The 22590-nt window shown below is 43.7% G+C and carries 21 protein-coding genes; 8 read left to right on the top strand and 13 right to left on the bottom strand.

The features are described 5' to 3' along the window. The first annotated feature begins 57 nt into the window (after positions 1-57). Positions 58-738 carry a nucleotidyltransferase domain-containing protein gene (locus KHM83_RS05955; RefSeq protein ID WP_213235996.1) on the top strand — a complete coding sequence of 227 codons (681 nt, stop codon included), beginning with the start codon at positions 58-60 and terminating at the stop codon, positions 736-738. A gap of 84 nt (positions 739-822) precedes the next feature. Here KHM83_RS05955 and hprK read toward each other — a convergent pair whose 3' ends face one another. The 5 genes from hprK to KHM83_RS05930 all read right to left on the bottom strand — a co-directional run bounded on the left by hprK (position 823) and on the right by KHM83_RS05930 (position 7261). Further along, complete coding sequence (hprK, locus tag KHM83_RS05950) at positions 823-1866, bottom strand: HPr(Ser) kinase/phosphatase (RefSeq protein ID WP_213235995.1); 1044 nt, start codon at positions 1864-1866, stop codon at positions 823-825. Between the two features lie 25 nt (positions 1867-1891). Beyond that, positions 1892-3280 carry a serine hydrolase domain-containing protein gene (locus tag KHM83_RS05945; RefSeq protein ID WP_213235994.1) on the bottom strand — a complete coding sequence of 463 codons (1389 nt, stop codon included), beginning with the start codon at positions 3278-3280 and terminating at the stop codon, positions 1892-1894. A 156-nt stretch (positions 3281-3436) separates the two neighbouring features. Continuing rightward, positions 3437-4639 (bottom strand): PAS domain-containing protein, encoded by a 1203-nt coding sequence (locus tag KHM83_RS05940; RefSeq protein ID WP_213235993.1) that lies wholly within the window; start codon positions 4637-4639, stop codon positions 3437-3439. 354 nt (positions 4640-4993) lie between these two features. Next, positions 4994-6010 (bottom strand): zinc ribbon domain-containing protein, encoded by a 1017-nt coding sequence (locus tag KHM83_RS05935; RefSeq protein WP_213235992.1) that lies wholly within the window; start codon positions 6008-6010, stop codon positions 4994-4996. A gap of 249 nt (positions 6011-6259) precedes the next feature. Further along, positions 6260-7261, bottom strand: coding sequence for an MBL fold metallo-hydrolase (locus KHM83_RS05930; RefSeq protein ID WP_213235991.1), 1002 nt, complete (start codon positions 7259-7261; stop codon positions 6260-6262). A gap of 451 nt (positions 7262-7712) precedes the next feature. On the opposite strand from KHM83_RS05930, the gene KHM83_RS05925 reads away from it, so the two are divergent. From KHM83_RS05925 to KHM83_RS05915, 3 genes are all read left to right on the top strand, one after another. Further along, the gene (locus KHM83_RS05925; RefSeq protein WP_213235990.1) at positions 7713-8954 is read left to right on the top strand and encodes a sigma-54 interaction domain-containing protein; all 1242 of its coding nucleotides are present in this window, start codon (positions 7713-7715) and stop codon (positions 8952-8954) included. 337 nt (positions 8955-9291) lie between these two features. Next, a complete protein-coding gene (locus KHM83_RS05920; RefSeq protein WP_246542886.1) occupies positions 9292-9990 on the top strand; it encodes a cysteine hydrolase family protein in 699 nt (232 codons plus the stop codon). 9 nt (positions 9991-9999) lie between these two features. Beyond that, complete coding sequence (locus tag KHM83_RS05915; protein WP_213235989.1) at positions 10000-11190, top strand: M20 metallopeptidase family protein; 1191 nt, start codon at positions 10000-10002, stop codon at positions 11188-11190. 48 nt (positions 11191-11238) lie between these two features. Here KHM83_RS05915 and KHM83_RS05910 read toward each other — a convergent pair whose 3' ends face one another. Then, the gene (locus KHM83_RS05910) at positions 11239-11574 is read right to left on the bottom strand and encodes a winged helix-turn-helix transcriptional regulator (protein ID WP_213235988.1); all 336 of its coding nucleotides are present in this window, start codon (positions 11572-11574) and stop codon (positions 11239-11241) included. Positions 11575-11776: 202 nt separating this feature from the next. Between KHM83_RS05910 and KHM83_RS05905 the strand changes: the two genes are divergently transcribed. Then, a complete protein-coding gene (locus tag KHM83_RS05905) occupies positions 11777-12172 on the top strand; it encodes a pyridoxamine 5'-phosphate oxidase family protein (RefSeq protein WP_213235987.1) in 396 nt (131 codons plus the stop codon). 72 nt (positions 12173-12244) lie between these two features. Here KHM83_RS05905 and KHM83_RS05900 read toward each other — a convergent pair whose 3' ends face one another. Together KHM83_RS05900 and KHM83_RS05895 are read right to left on the bottom strand one after the other, a co-directional pair. After that, entirely contained in the window at positions 12245-12766 is a 522-nt protein-coding gene (locus tag KHM83_RS05900) for a GNAT family N-acetyltransferase (protein WP_213235986.1), read from the bottom strand. 62 nt (positions 12767-12828) lie between these two features. Beyond that, the gene (locus KHM83_RS05895) at positions 12829-13461 is read right to left on the bottom strand and encodes a flavodoxin family protein (protein WP_213235985.1); all 633 of its coding nucleotides are present in this window, start codon (positions 13459-13461) and stop codon (positions 12829-12831) included. 543 nt (positions 13462-14004) lie between these two features. Between KHM83_RS05895 and KHM83_RS05890 the strand changes: the two genes are divergently transcribed. The 3 genes from KHM83_RS05890 to KHM83_RS05880 all read left to right on the top strand — a co-directional run bounded on the left by KHM83_RS05890 (position 14005) and on the right by KHM83_RS05880 (position 17346). Further along, positions 14005-14853 (top strand): sulfide/dihydroorotate dehydrogenase-like FAD/NAD-binding protein, encoded by an 849-nt coding sequence (locus KHM83_RS05890; RefSeq protein WP_213235984.1) that lies wholly within the window; start codon positions 14005-14007, stop codon positions 14851-14853. Then, the gene (gltA, locus tag KHM83_RS05885; protein WP_213235983.1) at positions 14841-16238 is read left to right on the top strand and encodes an NADPH-dependent glutamate synthase; all 1398 of its coding nucleotides are present in this window, start codon (positions 14841-14843) and stop codon (positions 16236-16238) included. The genes KHM83_RS05890 and gltA overlap by 13 nt, the downstream gene beginning before the upstream one ends. A 430-nt stretch (positions 16239-16668) precedes the next feature. Continuing rightward, entirely contained in the window at positions 16669-17346 is a 678-nt protein-coding gene (locus KHM83_RS05880; RefSeq protein WP_213235982.1) for a GntR family transcriptional regulator, read from the top strand. A gap of 242 nt (positions 17347-17588) precedes the next feature. Here the strand turns inward: KHM83_RS05880 and KHM83_RS05875 are convergent, their stop codons facing one another. Genes KHM83_RS05875 through KHM83_RS05855 form a run of 5 tightly spaced genes read right to left on the bottom strand, consistent with a single transcriptional unit; the run spans position 17589 to position 22589 of the window. Continuing rightward, the gene (locus KHM83_RS05875; protein WP_213235981.1) at positions 17589-18365 is read right to left on the bottom strand and encodes an IclR family transcriptional regulator; all 777 of its coding nucleotides are present in this window, start codon (positions 18363-18365) and stop codon (positions 17589-17591) included. Between the two features lie 56 nt (positions 18366-18421). Beyond that, the gene (locus tag KHM83_RS05870) at positions 18422-19207 is read right to left on the bottom strand and encodes a 2-keto-4-pentenoate hydratase (protein WP_213235980.1); all 786 of its coding nucleotides are present in this window, start codon (positions 19205-19207) and stop codon (positions 18422-18424) included. 19 nt (positions 19208-19226) lie between these two features. Further along, positions 19227-20228, bottom strand: a complete 1002-nt coding sequence (gene dmpG, locus KHM83_RS05865; protein WP_425513867.1) for a 4-hydroxy-2-oxovalerate aldolase — start codon at positions 20226-20228, stop codon at positions 19227-19229. Beyond that, a complete protein-coding gene (locus tag KHM83_RS05860) occupies positions 20228-21112 on the bottom strand; it encodes an acetaldehyde dehydrogenase (acetylating) (protein WP_213235978.1) in 885 nt (294 codons plus the stop codon). The genes dmpG and KHM83_RS05860 overlap by 1 nt, the downstream gene beginning before the upstream one ends. Before the next feature lie 43 nt (positions 21113-21155). Next, the gene (locus KHM83_RS05855; protein ID WP_213235977.1) at positions 21156-22589 is read right to left on the bottom strand and encodes a hypothetical protein; all 1434 of its coding nucleotides are present in this window, start codon (positions 22587-22589) and stop codon (positions 21156-21158) included. Position 22590 lies beyond the last annotated feature (1 nt).

Genomic DNA, 22590 nt, shown 5'->3' with positions numbered 1-22590 from the left:
TTACGCATCATAAAATAGTACGAGGCACGAGGCTGTTTATTATAAAAGGAGGCACAAATGACATTTGATATCCACCTTTGGCTAGAAGCTTTTTTACATAACTTAAAGGCACTTTTTAATAAACGAATCCGTTTTGTCGGCTTACAGGGAAGTTATGCCAGAAATGAGGCAACAGAAGCGAGCGATGTCGATATCGTCGTCATTCTTGACGATGTATCTCCCGTTGACTTAAGCGCCTATCACGACATGGTAGCCTGTCTGTCCTATCCCGAAAAGGCCTGCGGTTTTATTGCCGATCAAAAATCATTATTGAACTGGGATCGCTCTGACTTATTCCAGTTCTATCACGATACGACCCCTTTGTACGGTGATCTGGATTTTTTAAAACCGCTTATCAAGCGCGCGGATGTTCAACGTGCAATCCAAATCGGTGTTTGCAACTTATATCATTTATGCGGACACAATATGGTACACCAAAAAAAAGCTGCCGCATTGCAATCGCAATACAAGTCTGCGATTTTCATCTTGCAGGCCATTTATTATAATCGCACCTCCACCTATATCCGCCACAAGGCCGAACTGTGTACGCAGGTCGATGCAGCAGATCTATTTATCCTTAAAACGGACTTGGCATTTAAAGAAAATCCTAACTTAGCTGAAACATCATTTGATTATTATGCCGGCTTACTCTTCAATTGGGCAAAAGATACCCTTGTGATTTATAGCAATGATATCTGATGAGCGCCGATCTCTTCACTATTATTTTCAGCTTCATTTTTCAACCTAGTGATAAAAGCACGCCCCATTAATCAGTTGATTCATTTAATTGTCTTCATCACGATAATTGATTTGCGCCTGCGTAATCTGTCCCTGATCGGCTGTATCACCTGCGTGAATCATAGCTCGATCCGGTTCAGATGCCGTCTTTCGGGAAGCAGCTACTTTCAACAAATGATCTTTCAAGCGATTGTCCAGTTCTACAGCCGCATTGTAACCCATCTTTTTCTGTCTGGAATTCAGTGCCGTCGCTTCAACGATAATTGCAATATTACGTCCCGGCCGCACCGGTAGTATGTGATTAACAACTTGATTGCCCAAAATTTCAATGGTGTGATCTTCTAAACCAAGTCTATCGTAATCTTTCTTCGACTGCCACTCTTCAAGCTGAATGCACAAATCAATCGGATGAATATCTTTGACGGATTCAACACCAAAGAGCATTTTGCAATCTACAATACCAATGCCGCGCACTTCAATGAAATGACGTATCATTTGAGGTGATGAACCCAGCAGCGTTTCGTCAGAAACCTTTTTGATATCGACTGCATCATCGGCAACTAATCGATGACCGCGCTTAATCAATTCCAGTGCAACTTCAGATTTACCAATGCCGCTCTCACCCATGATTAAAACACCCTCACCATAGACATCGACAAGGACACCGTGCTTGGTAACCCTCGGTGCCAATTCTACTTTTAAATAGCGATTGAGCTCTGAATTAAAATAGGAGGTTGCTCGGCTCGTCTGCAAAATTGGAACACCAAATCGCGTCGCATCTTGCAGCATTTCAGGAAAAGGGAGCTGGGTTCGCGTTAATATCAGACACGGAATTTTGCATTCAAACAGTTTTTGAAGCACCGCTTTTCGTTTTGTCTCCGTCAAAGACATCAAATACGTATACTCCACTTTGCCAATGACCTGAACGCGCTCCGAATCAAAATAGTCAAAGAAACCTGTTAATTGCAGCGCTGGGCGGTTGATATCTGTTTGAAAAACACGTATATCAGACAGATCAATACTTGGCGTCAAATGTACCAAATGCATTTTATCTGCAATATCTTTCATCGTTACATAATAATTTTCCATGGGCTCCCCCTTTTCACCACCATTGTTACGCCTGCCTGCGAACCATTCGAGAACCGCTGTATAGAGCAATTGCCCTGCCGTCAGCATCTCGAATAATCGGGGCATAGGACCATGTTTTTTTATGGTATACTATGGCAGCGTCTGTTGAAACCGGCAATACACGTAAAACGTCATCACCTTGATGCCAAATTACGGTGCCATCACCTGGGTGAAGCTCTATGTGCGCACCTTCCTCACTTTTGTAAACACCTACCGTGGCATCAATTATCGCCGGCGTCCACAGCATGCCGTCAAAATGCGCCAGCTGCCAATCCGGTATCACATCGTTAATCAGTTTAAGTGCCGCAATACCAATCGCTGAGGCAGGAACATCACTCGTGTTGCACAAGACGACGATCCCCTTCCCAGTTGTTTTTGAAAAACCAAAAAAACTTGACACACCTGTCAGTCCGCCACTATGTCCGGCATAATCAATCTCAGAAAACCTGCCGGATACTAGGCCATAACCATAGCCCTCATAAGGTTTAACCGAAACATGCGGTAGGGCCATTGCCTTAATAAGCGCTGAATCAATTATTGGCTGTCCATTTATTTTACCGTCATTAAGATATAAGCGCGTATACGTCATCAGATCATTCAAAGTCGATTTAATCGCACCGCCGCCTAACAGAACAAACCCTTGGTCACGGTAATCCGTCAAGGCATTAAGATGCCCTAATACATTTTCGTAAAGCTTTGTAATATTATTGCATTTTTTAGTTTCATTAAATGCTAAAAATGTGCGTTCAAGACCCAACGGTTTAAAAATATGTTCCATCATATAGGTTGAATAGTGCTTTTCGCCGCCATATCGCTGGATTAAACCCGTAATAAGGCCAAAACTATAATTGCTGTAACTGTGGTATTGACCAGGTGCTCCGGTAAAATCCTGCATCGCATTAATCCGCTTAACAATCATCGCGAGTCCCTCATCTGCAAGCGTCTGATGAAAGGCGGGTTCTTCACTGTCGCTGGCTGCCAGCGTTTTAAGGACATCACACATCAAGAAACGCTCCTGCGGCAAAAAACCGCCGGCATGGCTCAAAAGCTGTCGGATTGTCGGCATGTGCGCTGCGGATAATTCAATTTCAGGCAAATACTGATTTATTTTGGCATCTAAATCAATAACGCCTTTTGAAACGAGCTGCATCAGTGCAAGCGTCGTGAATGATTTTGAAATTGAGGCAATGCCAAAGATCGTATCACGTGTAATCGGCAATTTTTGTTCAACATCTCGGTAGCCATTTATATACTCGTACAGGACGTTTTCTCTGTCAAATCCAACAATGCCAATCCCCTGCACATTGTATGCCGTCATCATCTCCGAGACGAATGTCTCAAAGACCAATTGATATTCACGATTAATTGCTGTCACGTCTTCGACCTCCCGTTTTCACGCTAACGTCTTCAATTTTTGTAAGCTCTTTTAAAAAGGTTTGCAAATACCTTTAGATTGAAATGATCTGGGTAAATTGTGTCATTACCTTATATACAAACCATTATAGCGCGAATAATGTCTAAAAGCGAATGATTATGAAGACAATAAACGCTTTTCACCCGTCAGTCGACGGATCTCACCTATTTCTTGACTGACTTCCAAAGTCCCCATATATTGCCCGGATTCATCGCGGACAGCAAAATACTGAATGAGTATGAACATTTCCTTCATTTGAATCCAAAAGGTCTCCTGATCTCGCACCCCATTTCTAAAGTCCTCCAATATGCGCTCAACGACATGGACACTTTCGGCAGGATGACAGTTGCGAACATCTCTTCCAATAACCGCAGGGGATCTTGGGAAAATGCGCTTCTTCGGCTTTGTAAAAAAAGCAACCTTGTCCTCTGCATCGACAAAAGTAATATCGACCGGTAAATGATTGAGCATTTGAATCATTTGCGTTATCGTCATAATACCGGTCTCGGTCTGAATTAATTTTTCATCTCCCAGCATTTCTTGATACTCATAAGCGACGCCGCCATGCTCATAAAGAAGCGTTTCAAGTGCTATATCAGGTTTTTCAGGACGTGAAATATATGGGAAAACATAGTCAAAACTCTGCATGTGCATTGCCAGAAAATCAGCGTCACTCAAGCAGCTGGTCGCTGCCGGAAAAAGCAGCAAATCCTGCTTTTGAACCAAACCGTAAAGTTTAAAATAGAGCTGTCCAAGCTGAACTTTCAGCAGCGCCTCATTTGTATCCAGCCTCGAAACGTTGGCATCCATCGTCTTCATAATGCGACGCGTCTCATCGTGCAGCGTCCACATAATTTTAAGACCTTCAAAATGGTTATTGCGCTTTTCTAAATAGGGAAATAAAATATTCTCCAATTTCTGAAGATGACTTTCATAGGCAAAACATTGTTTCAGCAATTTTGCAATCGCCGGCTTTTCATCAATGAGATGACTAGACTTAATCACATTTTTAAAGGCTTCTAAAATACCGATCAACGCATCATTTTCCAACATGAGATAATTTAAAAATGTATCCGGCGCCGGCCTCTGCCACTGGAAACCCTTTAACGGCATGTAAAAAACGTTGATTAGTTTATCAACAAAAGGCAGCAATGCCTGCGGCGTCTCTCCGGCACGCATTCGTGCCGACATCATTTCAAAGACTTCCATAGGCGTAATAACCTGAATATCGGCTTCATAGGTTTGATAAAGCTTTTGTACGTCCTCTTTATTGATTAACCCCTCGACAAACTGGGTTAGATTCTCCTTGTGTGATGACATCTCATCCTCCTCTCATCCATTGCTTGGGACAGTAATATAAGACTGCTATCGACAAATTGCAATGATTTCTTAAATATACCCATTTTTCTGTTTTATTTACCGACAAGTTTATCTATAATACCTACAAAATGATTCCCTAATTCACATCAAAAAACGGGTGCAGTCATCAATCTGACAAACACCCGCATGTAACTTAGCCAATATCAGCCTATACCTTTTTATATCATCTAAAAGCATTGTACAAATCGTTCGGCAATATCTGTACTGCTCAGACACCTTTGGTTCGTACCGTTAGCACAGCGCAACACCATGCCCATGCACAATTTCTATTAAAATACTCTCGACACCGTATGCTCACAGTGTCTTTTCAATCATCACATCTTCATCCAAATCATATTCTGTATCCGGATAATCCCATTGAACGGCATCATAAAGCTCCGATAAAAAAGTTTTTTGCGCTTCCTCATCCAATCGCAGATCATCTAAGTAGACAGCGGTACAACGGTAGACATCTTCAGATTCGCGTTCAAAGACGAGTGTTGCCTCTGCTGGAACATTCATATAGACAATATCACTGCGAACCGTCGCCGTCCCTCCGTCTAGAGAATCCGGCTCAATAAAACTAATTGCCGTGTTATCAAAGCCCCAGATGAGGATATCGCTAATCAATACCCCCTCAGTGGTGTAACTGTCAAAAAAAGCATCTTCATTGCGCATGCTGCCTTCGTCATATAAATCCCAATCTTCATACGCTTCCTCATATGCAGGCACTTCTGTGACCGCCGTCGTTTCAAAATGATGTATTTCGCTGACGCCATTAAACATCATTAAAGCATAGCCTGCAATAATCAGACACCACACTAGGAATCCTATAAAACCGAATAAGTTCCACTTATGCATCGTATCAACATAATGCTGATCGCTTTCCCATTTTCGATTTTGATAAGCCCAAGTGTTTCCCTTAACACCCAAAAAAATCTTAAAAAGAATGCCAAACATCGGAAGCAGTGTCAAGAACGCAATGTAAGTTCCATTGAATAGACCCCAAATCCAAGTGAATGTAAAGGCGCCCCAGCTCCACTTGCGCTGAACTTTATAAACATCTGTCGCAGATGACCTCGTATGTCTCGATTGTCTTTGCGGTTTTGTTTGCGTTTGCGGTCTTGTTTGCTGCGATCTTGATCGCTCTGGTTCTCGTTCTTCTGCATCAACAGCCTCTCTTTGACGGCCTAATGATGACGAACGGTTATTCTCAGTGTTTGTTGCATAATAATCAGCGCTCGTATTTGCCGCCCTAACAACGGGAGCGCCGCAGTATTTACAAGTCTTGGCAAAACGGCTTATTTCCTGACCGCAACGATGACAGTTCATATGGTGTCCTTTCTCTGCACAGTCTCAATAATGGACTGCGGTTATACGCAATGTTGAAATAATCATCTTTAAACCAATTCGTATTCATACTCATATTTTACAGGAATTTGAAGCCGTTATCAATTTTATTCCACAAAAGTTTCTCCACATTCATATCACTTAACTATAAATCGTTAAGTCGCCATAAAAAAGCCGCCGTATCAACAACGGCGGCTTTTTCAGTTTATTGCACATATTGCTTAATCATTGTCATTTCCGTTCTATCAGCTGGTAGTAATACCATCCGTCTATTATCTTTCGCCTTACAACCCCTCTGCCTCTCAGAAACTCAAGATGACTGCCCGCTTCGCTAACGGCAAACCACTTCTGAGCCATTGGAAAATCCAACCAGTCTTTAGCACGTATTGACCACGTCATTTGCGATGCAACCTCATATACCGTTGCAGAGGATGCTGTTTTTAAAATTGCAAGTACCTCAGCGAGTCTTTCGGCGTGATGTGACATCAGGGCATCAATGCGCGCATGACAATCGCCCAGTGCATTACGGTGACCCGAGAATGTTTGCCGAATTGACAAGTTTTGAATTTTTTCTAAACTTTTCATATAGTCCTCTAACGAATGATCCTCTAGCGACCACATGGCGATATTGGGCGTAATGTCAAAGATAATATGATCGCCGCTAAAGAGCACCTGCTCCGTCTGCATATACAGACACATATGTCCTGGCGTATGACCCGGCGTTTCAATGCACTGTAGCACTTTATCACCTAAATCAATAAGATCGCCATCATTGACAGATGTCAGCTTCATAGGGGCCGGATTATAAATACCGGCGGGGTTATTCTGTCTGTTGTCATGAAGCTGTTCCATGGTAAACCCCAATGTGTAATAGCGTGCATCAAGTTCTTCCCAATAATCTTCATTAAAGAGCTTGTCCATAATAACCTTATCCTTGGCACCAATATAGCGAACGGTCTCAGGTGTGCCAATCGAACCTGCCAGCCCCGTGTGATCACTGTGAAGATGCGTTAAAAAAATATCCGTTTTATTAAAATCCACTTGAAGCACTTCTAGGGCACTCTTTAGCGCTTCCAAGCATTCTTTGCGGTTAAATGCTGTATCAATGAGCAGATTGCGCTGCTCGCCTTTAATAAAGTAGCTATTTGTATTTTTTAATGGATTGCCCGGCAATGGAATTTTGATGAGATAAACATCCTGCATAACTTCCATCGGCATTTCAAATGCGGTCATGTCTTTATCCTCTTTTTAATTTATTCTTTCTATTTAATTTATTCTTTCTATCTAAGTTATGTATGAATCAATGTGTTGCTGTTCGATCATTAATCTGCTTTTGCTATGCTTGATCTTTTGTTCTATTCCCTTAACATATATTGGTTGTTCATCCGTCAATAAAAGGCGACGTTGCTTATGAGTATAGCAATAAAAAACATACATTGCAATCATCGCCAAACAAAAACGAAATTATCGGAAAATTTAGAATTTTATGCAGACAGAATGGCAATAATGCGATATGATAGATAACATCCATTGCTTTGCAATATTTTGCATTCCGTTTGATCACCTTGATCATTTTGCAATATATTGCAAAACACAATCTTACTAGCATTTAGCATTCTAATACTTCATTTGAAAACAAGAATGCTTATGATGTGGATTATAACGCTTATGAAAGGAGGTTCGCTTGCACACGCTTAAGTCCCTTATCGATCAAATCCGCCCCGTTCTCGACGGGATGTCCTTCGCCATTAAAATTGAATCCAATCACCAAAAAACAGTCTACACAAACAATGCATTTGAAATAATGCAAAGGCGTTCGGGCAGCGATGTCGTTGCCGACACCTCAAATATCATTATCAACGATCAGTCGCTTGGCTGTATCACTGTCTTCCATGACGTTTCAGATGTTGCACGCCTTAAACGCGAATTGGATAAACTCGATCAAAAATTACGTAAAATTCAAGCCAAATACACTTTTAAAGATTTCGTTGGCAACAGCCCTGCATTGCAGCACACCAAAAAAATTGCACAAGGCGCTGCAAAGACAACCGCAACTATTCTAATTCGCGGTGAAAGCGGTACCGGAAAAGAAATCTTTGCCAATGCCATTCATAACGCTAGTATGCGTCGACATGAAAAATTCATCAAAGTCAATTGCGCTTCAATTCCGGAAGCTTTAATGGAGAGTGAACTCTTCGGCTATAGTGAAGGGGCTTTTACCGGAGCACTTAAACGCGGCAGAAAAGGCTTGTTTCAGGAAGCACACCGCGGCACACTCTTTTTAGATGAGATTGGCGACATCTCCGCGAATATGCAAGTCAAGTTATTGCGTGTCCTGCAGGAAAAAGAAGTCATGCGCGTCGGCAGTGCCGAAACAGAACCCGTTGACGTTCGCATTATCAGTGCTACCAACAAACCACTGGAAACAATGGTAGAAAACGGCCTTTTCAGAGAAGACTTATATTATCGCCTCAATGTTATCCCTATCCATTTGCCGCCGCTTCGAGAACGCCCTGAAGATATTGAACCGCTGCTGCTCTATCTACTTAACCAATATAATGATCTTTATGCCAAAAAAGTCAAAATAATTGCGCCTGCCGCAATTGAATACCTGCAAAAGCAATCTTGGCGAGGAAACGTCAGAGAACTTGAAAATGTGCTGACCCGTGCGCTTATTCGCCTCCCGGAAGAAACAACAATCCTCGAAAAACGCTATCTTGTCCAAACGTCGCAAGCGCTTGTAACATATCCGAGCATTGTGACCGGCACAGTGCCAACGAAGCTTTCCGATGCGATTGAAAATGTTGAGCGACAATGCATTTCTTCTGCTCTGGCACGCCACCGCGGCGATAAAAACCGTGCTGCTCACGACCTCGACATCCCCCTTAGGACACTCTATTACAAATGTAAGAAATTAGGTATTTAAGGCAATTGCATCATAGCCTTCCGTTGATCCTTCACCAGCATCTCTTGAGTTGCCATCTCACAAAGGCCGACTATATCATGGTGAAGGGATAAAAAAATGAGTGATGATATTTTCTCATGTAATAAAGCAAATGACTTAATATCACTTTCATGCGGTAAATTGCTGCAATTTTTTGCAAAAGAGATACCCTCAAACAGTGAACTCTTCGCATCGCCATTGCATGCTACAGCCCAAATAGTTGCAATTGCAATTATCGTTTATCATTGACCGCGATCGCAATCGGGTTGGCACACAATTTGCGTTAATTAAAAGTATCATCTTAATTATGGAGGTATTTATGAATTTAAATGAATTTGCCGCACAATATTACGGCGCTTACGGCGACATGGTTCACAAACCCGTACCACTTGATGCTAAAGAGACAGCATTGGTACTCATTGATGTGCAAGACTGTTTAACCAAGGATTATTATGAAGAAGCATGGCCAAAGTTTGGTTTTGACCCAGAAATGCTAAAGCCAATTCTCGAAGAACTCGACAGCTATATCAGCGGCACCCTTGAAAATATCGGTAAAATCTTGACAAAATGCCGCGAAAAAGGTATTCGACCAATACACATCAAAATCGAAGCTTACCTTCCTGATGCAGCAGATACCGGCAGACTTCACGCCTGTGCTGGTATGAAATATCCACCCGGTATGCGCGAAGGCAACTTTCTACCTGTCGCGCAGCCGCTGGATGATGAAATCATTCTGAAAAAAACCTGCTCAGGTATACACGTCGGTACACCAATTGATCGAATCTTGAGAAATCTTGGCGTGAAAAATGTATTGGTCGTCGGTTTTTATACAGACCAATGCGTTAGTTCTTCCGTTCGTGATCTCGCCGACTTAGGCTATGCAACAGAAATTATTGACGATGCCATCGGCGCTCTCAGCAAAGAACGTCATGAATACGCACTTCAAGGCATTCGAAAAATATATGCCGCTTCAGAGAATACTGAAGCCCTGTTAAACAGACTGGACAATATGTTATAAGGAGATCTCATGAAGGACCAATTAAGTGATTTAAGCCATCGCATTGAAGCTTTACAGTCGGATATGATTAAATGGCGAAGACATTTACATGAAAATCCAGAACTGAGTTTTGAAGAATTCGAAACCTCAGCCTATATTGCAGAAATGCTGGAATCATTCGGTTATCATGTGCAGACGCGCATTGGCGGCACCGGTGTTTTGGGAACACTTGATACCGGCAATTGCGGACCCTGTATTGCTTTTCGCGCCGACATGGACGCTTTGCCCGTGGTTGAAGCGACCGGCCTTTCATTCGAATCAAAGCGCTGCGGCATTATGCACGCCTGCGGACACGATGCCCATATGGCCGTTCTACTCGGTACTGCTAAAATACTGGCTGATATGAAAGACGAACTAAAGGGAATCATCAAAATCATTTTTCAGCCCGGTGAAGAAGCCAACGGCGGCGCCAAATGCATGATTGATGGCGATGTCCTTGAAAACCCAAAAGCCGAAGCTATTTTTGCGCTTCACATTATGCCCGCAATTCCCGCTGGCAACATCGGCATAAAAAGCGGTTACCTCTCTGCAACGGATGATATTGTCGTCATCAACGTTCACGGCATTGCCGCCCATTCTTCGGAACCGGAAAAAGGCGTCAATGCCATTATGATTGCTGCCAATATGCTGATGGCTCTACAATCCATAAAGGCCAGCAGTATCAGCCCTTTTGACATCACCACCTTTGATATCTGCAAGATCAGGGGGGGCGAAGCAGACAACGTCATCGCTGATACAGTGGAGATGTCCGGGATGATACGCTGCATTGATCGGCAAAACAAACTGCTTTATCGTGAACGCATTGAACGCATTTGCAGTCATGCGGCAATGGCACTCGGCGGCAGTGCGGATGTCGATTTTATTGAAGGATTTCCGGCTGTATACAATGATCCCACTTATAACGAGCTGCTGAAAAATGCCGCCTCAGAAATTTTAGGCGGCGAACAACACATTGTAGAACTTCAAATGCCGCACCTCGGTTCGGAAGATTTTTCTTACTATCAGGAAGTCATCCCGGGGGTCATCTTTCTCCTCGGCGTTGGCGCCGAGGGTGAAGACCGTGGCGAACTCCACAGCCCCATTCTAAATTTAAATGAAGATGCCTTGGCCTGCGGCGTCAAAGTTTTTGTCAACACAGCATTAAAGTTAAACAAACGCTAATCCTTTAAGGAAATGGTATCCTTTATTAAAAAACAGCAGATCTTAGATCTACTGTTTTTTTAAGTATTCAATATACGCTTCGCCCCAATTGCCCAATGCCTTGAGAACGGGTTCAAACTGTCTGCCAATATCACTGAGTTCATACTCTACCTTTGGCGGTACCTGCGTATAGGCTGTTCTCACAACCAGCCCCTCTTGTTCAAGGGATTTCAATTGTCTCGACAGTGTCGTATGCGTCATTTCTTCCGGCATTTTCCGCTTTAACGCATTAAACCGTATTGGCCCGTCCTGAAGCAAATACATAATGTACATGGACCATTTTCCCGTCAATACTTTTTGAGACGTTACAAATGGACATATCCCATATAAATCTATCGGCGTCACCTTATAAGCCTCCCTCTTAATATTTTTTCACATGATCCTTCAGCTACTAGAAGCATCCCAACATGCATCCTCAAGCCACCAATTCCCAACAGTATCATTTGCGATACTAGTATCGTCAAATATCGTACTTGAATAATCGTTCTTACCAATTATAATAAACACGTGAATTATTATATCATGACATATAGAAGGGAACAAGCTTATGAAAGAAGTATTGACGTATCTGCAAAACTGCGGCACTTTTTACTTGGCGACGATGGATGGTGAGACACCTCGCGTCAGACCGTTTGGCGCCGTCGCCGAATATGACGGTAAGCTTTACATTGTCACCAATAATCAAAAGAAAGTCTTTGCTCAAATGAAGCATCACCCCAAGGTTGAAATCAGCGGTATGTACCAAGGCACCTGGATTCGTCTCGAAGCAGAAGCCATTCATGATGAGCGCCGCGAAGCACGTGTTGCCATGATGACGGCAAATGAAAAGGTCCTCAGCAGTATGTATCACGTGGATGATCAGCTCATGGAAGTATTCTACCTTCAAAATGCAACTGCTGACTTTTGTGCCTTTTCCGGCGAAACAAAGCGCATGACATTTTAAATGTTTCAAGCCGTCACAACATCATTCAAAACGATTGCGGCGGCTTGTCTCATATTCATCTTTTAAAAAATTCTATGCTAAATCTTTCCGCATGAGCAAATCTGTCTGTACATCATTGCCGACGACAAAGTCATGCATACCAATCTGGTAAAAATCATAATGTCGATAATAACCAAGTGCATGTTCATTCTTTTCCCACACACCTAGCCAAAGGTAACATTTCTCAAGATCGTTCGCAATTTCAATCGCTTTATTCATCAGCAAATGTCCTAGTCCACGCCCTTGATACGCACGCTTCATATAAATGCGTTCTACCTCCAAAGCCGCAGGATCATGAATGTCTGACTGTGCAGAATCCACATTGAGTTTCAAATAACCGACTGCTTCTTCGCCAACGTAAAGCAGGTAAAAAAACGTATCTGAATCTGCAAGCTCGCGAAGCAGTTTTTCAGTTGCATAAGCTTTCTTTAAGAACAGCGCCAAATCTGCTGCATGGTTTTGATCGCCAAACGTTTCACTAAATGTCTCAATGGAAAGCATTTGAATAACACTCACCAGAGATGCGGTTCCGCGAACAAACTGATAATCTTCCATTATCCCTCCTGAATACTATATCAGCATTTACAGAATAAACCTGCTTTAGTGTGCGCCTCGCCTTATTTTATAAAGTTCGTTCGAACACGCCCTTCTGCTTCTGGCACTTTGACGCCTGCCGCTTCACCGGCTGCTTTACACTTTAACATATAAGCCATATTTCTGGCGAGAATCCGCATCATTTGAAGTCCTTCAAGATCTTGTTTCACTTCTTCAGGGTTATTCCCGTATACCATGTTCCAATATCGCGAAGAAACGATGGGCATTTGAGAAATGAGAAAATATTTATTGAGTTGATCTAGTGCTGCGACTGTCCCCGCACGTCTGGCCGATAGTATCGCCGCCCCCGGCTTCAGATAAAATGCATTTCTCCCACCGCTGGAATCCGTCCTAAAGACACGATCTAAAAACGAAGTAATCGCACCTGTCGCCGCTGCATAGTGAACAGGTGAACCGAATATGAATCCATCTGCCGTCTCTGCCAAATCCAAAAACTGGTTAACCTTGTCATTAAAGACACACTGCCCTGTACCCGAACACTTGCCGCATGCAATACAACCTGCAATCGGCTTTTTACCAAGCTGAAAGATCTCGCTGTCAATCCCTTCAGATGTCAAAGTCTCTTGAATCTCAGTAAGTGCCGTGTAAGTACATCCCTTTTCATTTGGACTGCCATTCACCAATAGTACTTTCATTTTCGCCTCTCTCTCCTCATCATATAATGTCATCACATTGTTGATTTACTGTTATAACGTTTTTTATAAAGCCACTATGCTTTCCACCAGTATACGTCATTCAAAGCAAAATGTGAATGCCGGGCAATCAATATCAACGATTTGCCTCGTCATATGATCCCTGCGAGGATACATTTTTGACGATAAAATGCAGCAGACATCCATCTGATGATATTGGCGTGCGGTATTATCGGACATTTTTGCTGCAGTTTCTCCTTCAAACCATTGCAACCAAAGGCTTTCGTCACGTTTTTAACGAACTTTTCAAATCCATTTTTGTATTGCATAATATCATTATTTTGGATAAAATTCAATTGTAATCTTGTGTTGTTCCCTAGCGGTCCCGTCTGTTGTACCGGCAGTATTTCTGCCCTTTGCCGGCATTACAGTTTATAACAAAACCTGCCGTGTTGAATTACAATCGTTTGGCACCCGGTCTTGCTTTATTTAAGCAATGATCACTGCTATGGGTGCCTAACTATTTTATAATCAGGGAGGCAATTATTGTATAAGATTACCGAGAAAAAAAATTTAGGCAATCAAATCATTCAAATTGACGTTCACGCACCTTCAATCGCGTCAAAAGCACTCGCTGGACAGTTCATCATTGTTCGTCAGGATGAGTTCGCTGAGCGCATTCCACTGACCATTGCCGATTATAACCGAGAGAAAGGTACAATTACACTGGTCTTTCAAGCTGTGGGATTTTCAACACAGGCGCTGATGACACTTTCTGAAGGCAATACAATTTTGGATGTTGTCGGACCGCTTGGCATGCCAACCGAAATTGAACAGTATGGTACGGTTGTCTGTATCGGCGGCGGTGTTGGTATCGCACCTGTTTATCCTATTGCAAAGGCGCTTAAAGCTGCCGGCAATCGTGTTATCGCCATCATTGGTGCACGAAACGAAGAGTTGCTTTTTTTGGAAAAAGAAATGGCGTCTGTCAGCGATGTCTGTTATATTGCCACTGACGACGGCAGTGTCGGTGTCAAAGGCTTTGTTACCGACCTTCTTCAAGAGGTGATCCAAAAAGAATCCATTGATCATCTTTGGGCAATTGGCCCGATGGTCATGATGAAAGCCGTTTCAGAAACAACACGCCCTTTTAACATTAAAACAACGGTCAGCTTAAATCCCATCATGGTAGACGGTACCGGCATGTGCGGTGGATGTCGCGTTCAAATTGGCACTGACACGAAATTTGCATGTGTTGATGGGCCGGAATTTGATGGTCACCTCGTCGATTTCGATTTGGCGATGCGCCGTGCCGCTGTTTATAAAGAGGATGAAAAAAAAGCGGTTGAACAGCATGAATGCAAGTGCGGAGGTGCCGGATTATGTCAGCATTAAAACGCACCCGCATGGCAATGCCCGTTCAAGATCCCGAAAGAAGACGCAGCAATTTTAGCGAAGTCGCTTTAGGCTATACAGCAGAAATGGCAAAGGAAGAGGCCTCACGCTGTTTGGACTGTAAAAATCCAAAATGTGTGAGCGGTTGTCCTGTCGGCGTTGATATACCGGGCTTTATAAAAGCAATTGTCGCCGATGACATGTCTTCGGCAATTGAAGTTCTGATGCGAAAGAATAACTTACCCGCTATTTGCGGACGCGTCTGCCCTCAGGAATCACAATGTGAGGCGCAATGTATTCTTGGCATTAAAGGCGAACCCGTTGCCATCGGTCGATTGGAACGTTACACCGCTGATTGGAATCTTAAGCAGCCAGCCAAGACGTGGACCGCTGAAACAGTCAGTCATAAACGCGTTGCCGTCGTTGGCGCAGGCCCTGCCGGCTTAACAGCCGCTGCCGATCTCGCTAAAAGAGGACATGACGTCACTGTTTTTGAAGCACTCCATGCACCGGGGGGCGTCCTTATGTACGGGATCCCCGAGTTTAGACTGCCAAAAGCAATCGTTCAAAAAGAAATTGACATGATCAAATCCCTTGGTGTCAAAATTGAAGTCAATGCCGTTATTGGCAAATCATCCAGCGTTGATGAACTCCTCGACGACGGATTCGATGCTGTCTTTATTGGCACAGGTGCAGGACTGCCGAATTTCATGGGCATAGATGGCGAGAACTTGAATGGAATCTACGCCGCCAACGAATTTCTAACGCGAACAAATTTGATGAAAGCATACGACGTCAATTATCATACCCCGATAAAAATCGGCAAACGCGTTGCCGTCATCGGTGCAGGCAACGTGGCGATGGATGCAGCACGAACCGCACTAAGGCTTGGTGCCGAAGAGAGTTATATCGTTTATAGACGTTCTGAGGCAGAAATGCCTGCCAGACATGAAGAAATAGAACACGCTGCAGAAGAAGGGGTAAAATTCCTGTTGCTCAACAGTCCCATCGCCTATGAAGGTGATGCAGCAGGCAATTTAAACCAAATGATCCTTCAGCGCTACGAACTTGGTGAAGCTGATGCTTCCGGCCGACGCAAGCCGATTGCCATCCACGGTGACACTGTTACCATGCCAATCGATACAGTTGTCGTCGCAATCGGACAAGGCCCTAATCCACTCGTCCCTCAGTCGACAAGCGGACTTGATCTAACGCCCAAAGGCAATATCGTTGCAGATGAAAATACTGGTCAAACATCGAGACCCGGCGTCTTTGCCGGCGGTGATATCGTTACAGGCGCTGCAACCGTTATCTTAGCGATGGGGGCGGGAAAGAAAAGCGCCGAAGCGATTGACGCTTTTCTCAGCAATTTGTCATCATTATAAAAAGAGGAAACCTCATGAAGCGATCAACACCTAAATTGTCGTTACGCTTCATGAGGATCCATTGCTTACACACAACGATGTGCTTGCTCATTTACTGATTGATTACTGATCGTTTCCTTATTTACTCATATATGCTTTTACTTATGTATCTTTTTATTTATGTGTCTTTTTACTTATGAAACGATTTTACTGATCGCCTAGTTTTATGAACCTGTTTATCAATTACTGACTTTATAAAAGGTTTAATCTATCGAACGGTGCAATCATGCGATTGCAAAAAAGCATTTCATCAAAAAGCAGTCCTACAGACAGCCTATTTTCACACATAGTCTGTAGCCGCATATAGGCGTTCAGACAGCGCTTTACGCAAAGCCGAAGTGTCTGCACGCTTGAATTCACAATAAATTCAAAATCCAAGGAGGTTATTCGTTTGTCACAACCGGCGTCTTTACTCGATTATGCACTGGATGAAATAAGATCCAGAATTCAAAACGGTACATATCCACCTGGTCACAAACTCGTGACACAGGAAATCTCAGATTCTCTCGGCATCAGCAGAACGCCTGTTGTACAAGCCATCAACCGTCTGATTGCAGAAGGTATGGCAGAATCTGCACCAAGAAGAGGCACTTTTGTTGCACAGCTCAGCCCTAAGAAAATCAAAAACATCTTAGAGATTCGCTATATGATCGAGATGTTTACCATCAAGCTTGCGATTAAAAACCTCGATTATTTTCCCGACACACTCACAAAAATGCGAGCGCTCGCGGAAGAATTTCCAAGCATTGGCGAAACAGAGTACGCTCGAGCCAGTGAAATCGATTCAAAATTTCACACACTCTTCGTCATGCTGGCGAACAATGAACAGTTGACAAAAATGTACCAGTCCAATTGGAGCGTTGGCGCTACCTATTATATGTACAGCCTCGTTAAAGCGCCAATGACTAGACATCAAAAAATCAGTAATGATCATTTAAAATTAGTCGAATTGCTGGCAGAACGCGATGAAAACGGCATTCGAAAATTGCTGGAAAATCACATGGCATCACCAATCGAAGCTGTTGAATGGCTTATCGCCAATGATACGGATCATATTTTCATCAGGTAGCGGCATCAGCGACATTGGCATCATCATTAAAAGATCGCCAACATCGTTGATGCAGTATGTTTCACATGCGCAAATATTTCAATCGAGCCTCTAAGCAAATATACGCTGCACTCAAAAAAACAGCCTATCACATTTTGTAAACGACAAAAATAGCGCCGAAGGAAACAGCGCTATTTTTGTCGTGTTCATGCTAGGATCATTTCGCATGAACCGAAATAATATTTTAAGAGATGGTAACGTATTTAACGAACATTTAGAAATTTGCCGACATTTTTCGAAACGCGTTTTGTCGTCTGTTTTAATGCTTCAATTAATGCCTGAACGCGATCTTCGCTCATTCTCATTTCAGGACCCGAAATACTGATCCCACCAATCAAATTTCCTCGTAAATCCAGTATCGGCGCCGCAACACATCTCAGCCCCAATTCTATTTCTTCATCATCAATGCTGTAGCCGTTGCGTCTAATGAAATCCAGTTCACGTCTCAATAGTGTCGGATCTGTAATGGTATTTTCCGTATACTTGTCAAGCCCTCTTTCAATAATCTCGTCTCGCACAGCATCATCCATATAAGCTAGCATGCATTTGCCAACCCCTGTACAGTGAAGCGGATTTCGTTTGCCAATATAGGATTTCATCACGAGAGATCGCGGACTCTCAACTTTATCAACATAAACCACCATGTCATTATCGACGACAGCATAATGAACAGTCTCGCCAAACTTCCTCGAAAGTTCTTCCAAATAAGGTCTGATTATCTGCCTTTCATCAATGCTGTCAACGATTTTTGAACTGATCTCAAGAAATTTCAGCCCTAATTTATATTTGCCGGTTTGAGGATTTTGTGTAATATAGCCTCTTGCATCCAGCGTACTAATCAAGCCAAATGCCGTACTCTTATGAAGTCCGCTCCTCGCGGCGATTTCTGTAACGCCCAGTTCCATATCCTGTTCATAAAGCAGTTCTATAATGCTCAATGCCCTGTCAACGGATTGTATCGTACCTTGCCGTTTCTCCATAGCCTCCCCCTTTGGTTGCATGATGCAGCTTCCAGATTATTCGCCTTTACCGCTTTTTAAGCCGTAAACTTAACGCGAACTTTGCCAATACCGTCAAAAGTTGCTTCAAAGATGTCGCCGGCTTTGGCTTCAAGTGCTTTTGTAAAAGCGCCTGCAAGGATGATTTCACCTTTTTTCAGTGTAATATCATATTTCGCAAGCTCATTTGCCAGCCATGCAACTGCATATGCCGGGTGTCCCAATACAGCTGCGCCGGCAGCAGTATCCACAATTTCGCCATTTTTCTCAAACACGAGGCCCGTATATTTTAAATCTAAATTTTCAAGTGACGCTATTTTGCTGCCCAGAACTATCGCACCGCTTGAAGCATTGTCTGCAATGGTATCCGGCAATTTTATTTTCCAGTTCTCAATGCGGCTGTCTATAATTTCAAACGACGCCATAACACCTTCTGTCGCCTGCAATACACGTGAAAGCGTCACACCCGGTCCTTTTAAATCTTCTTTGAGAATAAAGGCGAGCTCCGCTTCAATCTTTGGCTGTAAAAAACCGTCAAGGCTGACCGGTGTTTCTTCATCCAAAATCATATCGTCGGTTAAGACGCCGTAGTCAGGGCTGCCGACACCCAGCATGTTCTGCATTGCCTTGCTTGTTAAACCAATCTTTTTGCCGACGATTTGCCGACCGGCCAACACAGCACTTTGAATATTTTCATATTGAATCTTGTAGGCGTCTTCAATGGTGATTTTTGGATACAATTCTGTTAAGGCCTTGGTGGGTGATTTTGTCTCAGCCGCTTCTTTTAAAAGTGCTGCGAGTTTGATAATCGTCTCTCTCTCCATAAGGAACTCCTCACTTTGTCTATTTACGATTCGCCAGTTCGTATGCGACATCGATAATCATATCTTCCTGTCCGCCGACAGTTTTACGGCGTCCCATTTCAATGAGAATGTCGCGTGCATCGACATTGAATTTATCAGCCGCTCTGAGAGCGTGCAGCAGAAAGCTGCCATAAACACCCGCATAGCCAATGCTGAGTGATTCTTTTGTAATCATCGGCGGTCGATGGAGTCTTGGCATAACAATATCGTCTGCCGCATCCATTATTTTGTAAAGATCGATGCCGGTTGCATAACCCATTTTATCGAGAACACCTACGAGCACTTCCGTCATGGCATTGCCAGCACCTGCGCCGGCACCTCTACAGGTACCGTCCACAATATCCGCCCCCGCTTGAATGGCGGCAATACTGTTGCCAATAGCAAGTCCCATGTTGTCGTGGGCATGGTGTCCAACGGGGATGCTAACGGCTTTTTTAACCGCCGCAATGCGCTCTGTGATTTGCGTTGGGATCATCGCGCCGGCAGAGTCTGTAACGTAAACGGCATCAGCACCATAGCTCTCAAACAATTTTGCCTGTTCAACGATCTTGTCAACGTCTACCATGTGCGACATCATCAAGAAGCCAATTGCCTCCATGCCAAGTGATTTTGCAATTTTAATGTGCTGCTCGCCAATGTCCGCTTCCGTCACATGCGTTGCAACGCGCACGACTTTAGCACCGGCGTTTGCAGCCATCTCAAGTTCTTTATGCGTTCCGATACCGGGGAGCAGCAATACACAGAGTTTTGCGTTTGTCATGGCACCGGCAGCCGCTTTCAGATAAGCTTCTTCCGTTGCTTTTGAAAAACCGTATTGGAATGAAGAGCCGCCGAGGCCATCGCCATGGCTTACTTCAATGGTATCAACACCGGCATCGTCCAGTGCTTTTACAACTGCCGATACATCTTCGGTAGAGAACTGATGACTGACGGCATGCATGCCATCTCTAAGGGTTGTGTCAATTAAACGAATCTTTTTCATCATCTCTCACCTCTTTCTTTCAATAAATTAAGGGCTATTTTTTCACCGACCGCTTTTGCAGCCGCTGTCATAATGTCCAAATTGCCCGAATACTTCGGTAAATACATACCGGCGCCTTCAATTTCAAGCATAACCGTCACGCGGTCGCCATCGAAAATCGGTCCGGTTTTCACTCGGTATCCCGGCACATAGGATCTCACTTTTTCTTCCATCGCCTTAACTGCTTTTGTAATGGCTTCTTCATCCGGATTTTCCACTCTGGCATATACGGTATCACGCATGATAATTGGCGGTTCAGCCGGATTTAAGATAATGATTGCCTTGCCTTCTTTGGCGCCGCCTACTTCACAAATAGCACGAGAAGTGGTCTCTGTAAATTCGTCAATGTTCTGGCGTGTGCCTATGCCTGCACTAAGGCTTGCAATGGTTGCAACAATTTCAGCATAGGCGACGGGTTGAACGCTGTTGATCGCCGCAACCATTGGAATAGTCGCCTGCCCGCCGCATGTCACCATGTTCACGTTGTCGGTTGATGCCATTTTATCCATATTAACAGCCGGTACGACAAATGGCCCAATCATTGCCGGGGTTAAATCAACTGCAATTTTACCGTCTGCTTTATACTTCGGTGCATTCATTTCATGCGCTTTTGCACTGGTTGCCTCAAAGACGATTTCAATTTCCTTATTGCCGATAATGGCGTCGACGCCTTTTGCCGTTGCATTGATTCCATTTTCTTCTGCGAGTTTTAGCCCTGTTGAGCCTTCAACGACGCCAACCACTGTATCCACTTCTATGACATCACTTTGGAGCAGCTTATACATCAAGTCTGTACCAATATTGCCGGGACCGACAATTGCCGCCTTAATCTTTTTTTTACTCATTTATGCCTCCTCGTTTTGAAGCGCCCATTTTCATGCGCATTCTTTACATATGTTTTTCAATATCGATGCCACGTTGTTTGAGCCACTTTGGCAATAGTTCTTCATCGACGCGTCGATTGACTTCCGGTGCTTTTTCGATTAACAGTTTTGCCAGCGATTCACTGACATTCACACCGCCGACAGCACCGTCAAAGAGAATGACTTTATCCGTTTTCGCTTGTTTATAAGCAAAATCCATTGCCGTATCAAGCGTATCTGCAATCAGCGTGTAATCCATATATTCAAGGTTTTGCGAATCCTTATTGAAGAGGTCTGCCTGTTCCCGTCCAACGACAATGGTCGGAATGTGATTGCTGAAGAATGCACTTGGATAACCGCCCCACGCATAGTTGTGAACCACCATTTTAATGGCCGGGAATACTGGTGGGATCATATCGGTCATCGGCTTTGCATTTTTGCCGTAAAACGCTTCTGTATACCAGGTATAAGGTGCAAGTGCATTGTCGAGGTCAAACAGGTCACAGTTGGCGCCTGCAAAGTTAGCGTAGATAACACCAGCGGCAAACACATATGGTACCGGACACGGAAAATCGAGTCCAACGATGCATTCATCAATTTCACCCAGCAACGTCATAATCTTGCCGTAATATTTACAGCCGGAAATCATCATCCGCTCATTGAGTGCCATTAAATCATTGTCAGCATCAACCCCAATGACACCGGCCGGAGACATTTCGAGAAATGCCGCAAATGCAAACTTGCTTTGAACAAACTCAGATCCAAAAATGGCGCGAGCAACAAAGTTTGCCGCACGAGGTCCCAAGTTCTGATGGTATGTTGAGCGCGTTTCAATGCGCGCATAGGACATGCCAAATGGTTTAACGGCGCGGTCAACCTGTCTGTGAAAGTGCACTTCCCTAACATCACTGTTATGACAATGAATAATCCAGTCTGCATCATAGACAGCTTTAAGGCCATACAGCGTTCCAATTTCCGTTTCAATTGGAATCCCCTCATCAATTGGCGCAACCCCTTTGGCTTTGCCATTAAAATAGGTATCCAGCGCATAGCGTTTAATATATTCTTCTGTCTCTCTAAATCTAAGGCCAACACCCGCACGAATTCTGATGTTCTCTGTCCCCGTTCGCGCTGAAATAACATCGCGAAGCGCTTTGATGAGCTCTGCATAAGGCTGCCCGCCAACCATTGTAAAGCCATGATGAGAACAACAGATATTAACGGAATCGCCCGCTTTGATAAAGGACATATCTACATTTTCAAGTGCTTTGTAAGCCGCTTCTTTGACGACTTCTGCCCCTTTATCACTTGGAAAAATAACATCCGGCGTATCTTCAAACAGATCTTTGATCATAAGCGATGTCATATTGTCATATTCGTACATGCGTTTCTTGACGAGCTCAGGTTTAACGCCGTATTGCGAGGCACGTGCTTCTATGGGGATAATCGGCTTTTTCATG

This window comes from Fusibacter paucivorans, from assembly GCF_018390735.1.
GTDB lineage: Bacteria > Bacillota > Clostridia > Peptostreptococcales > Acidaminobacteraceae > Fusibacter > Fusibacter paucivorans.
This window is presented reverse-complemented; position numbering and strand designations above follow the sequence as displayed.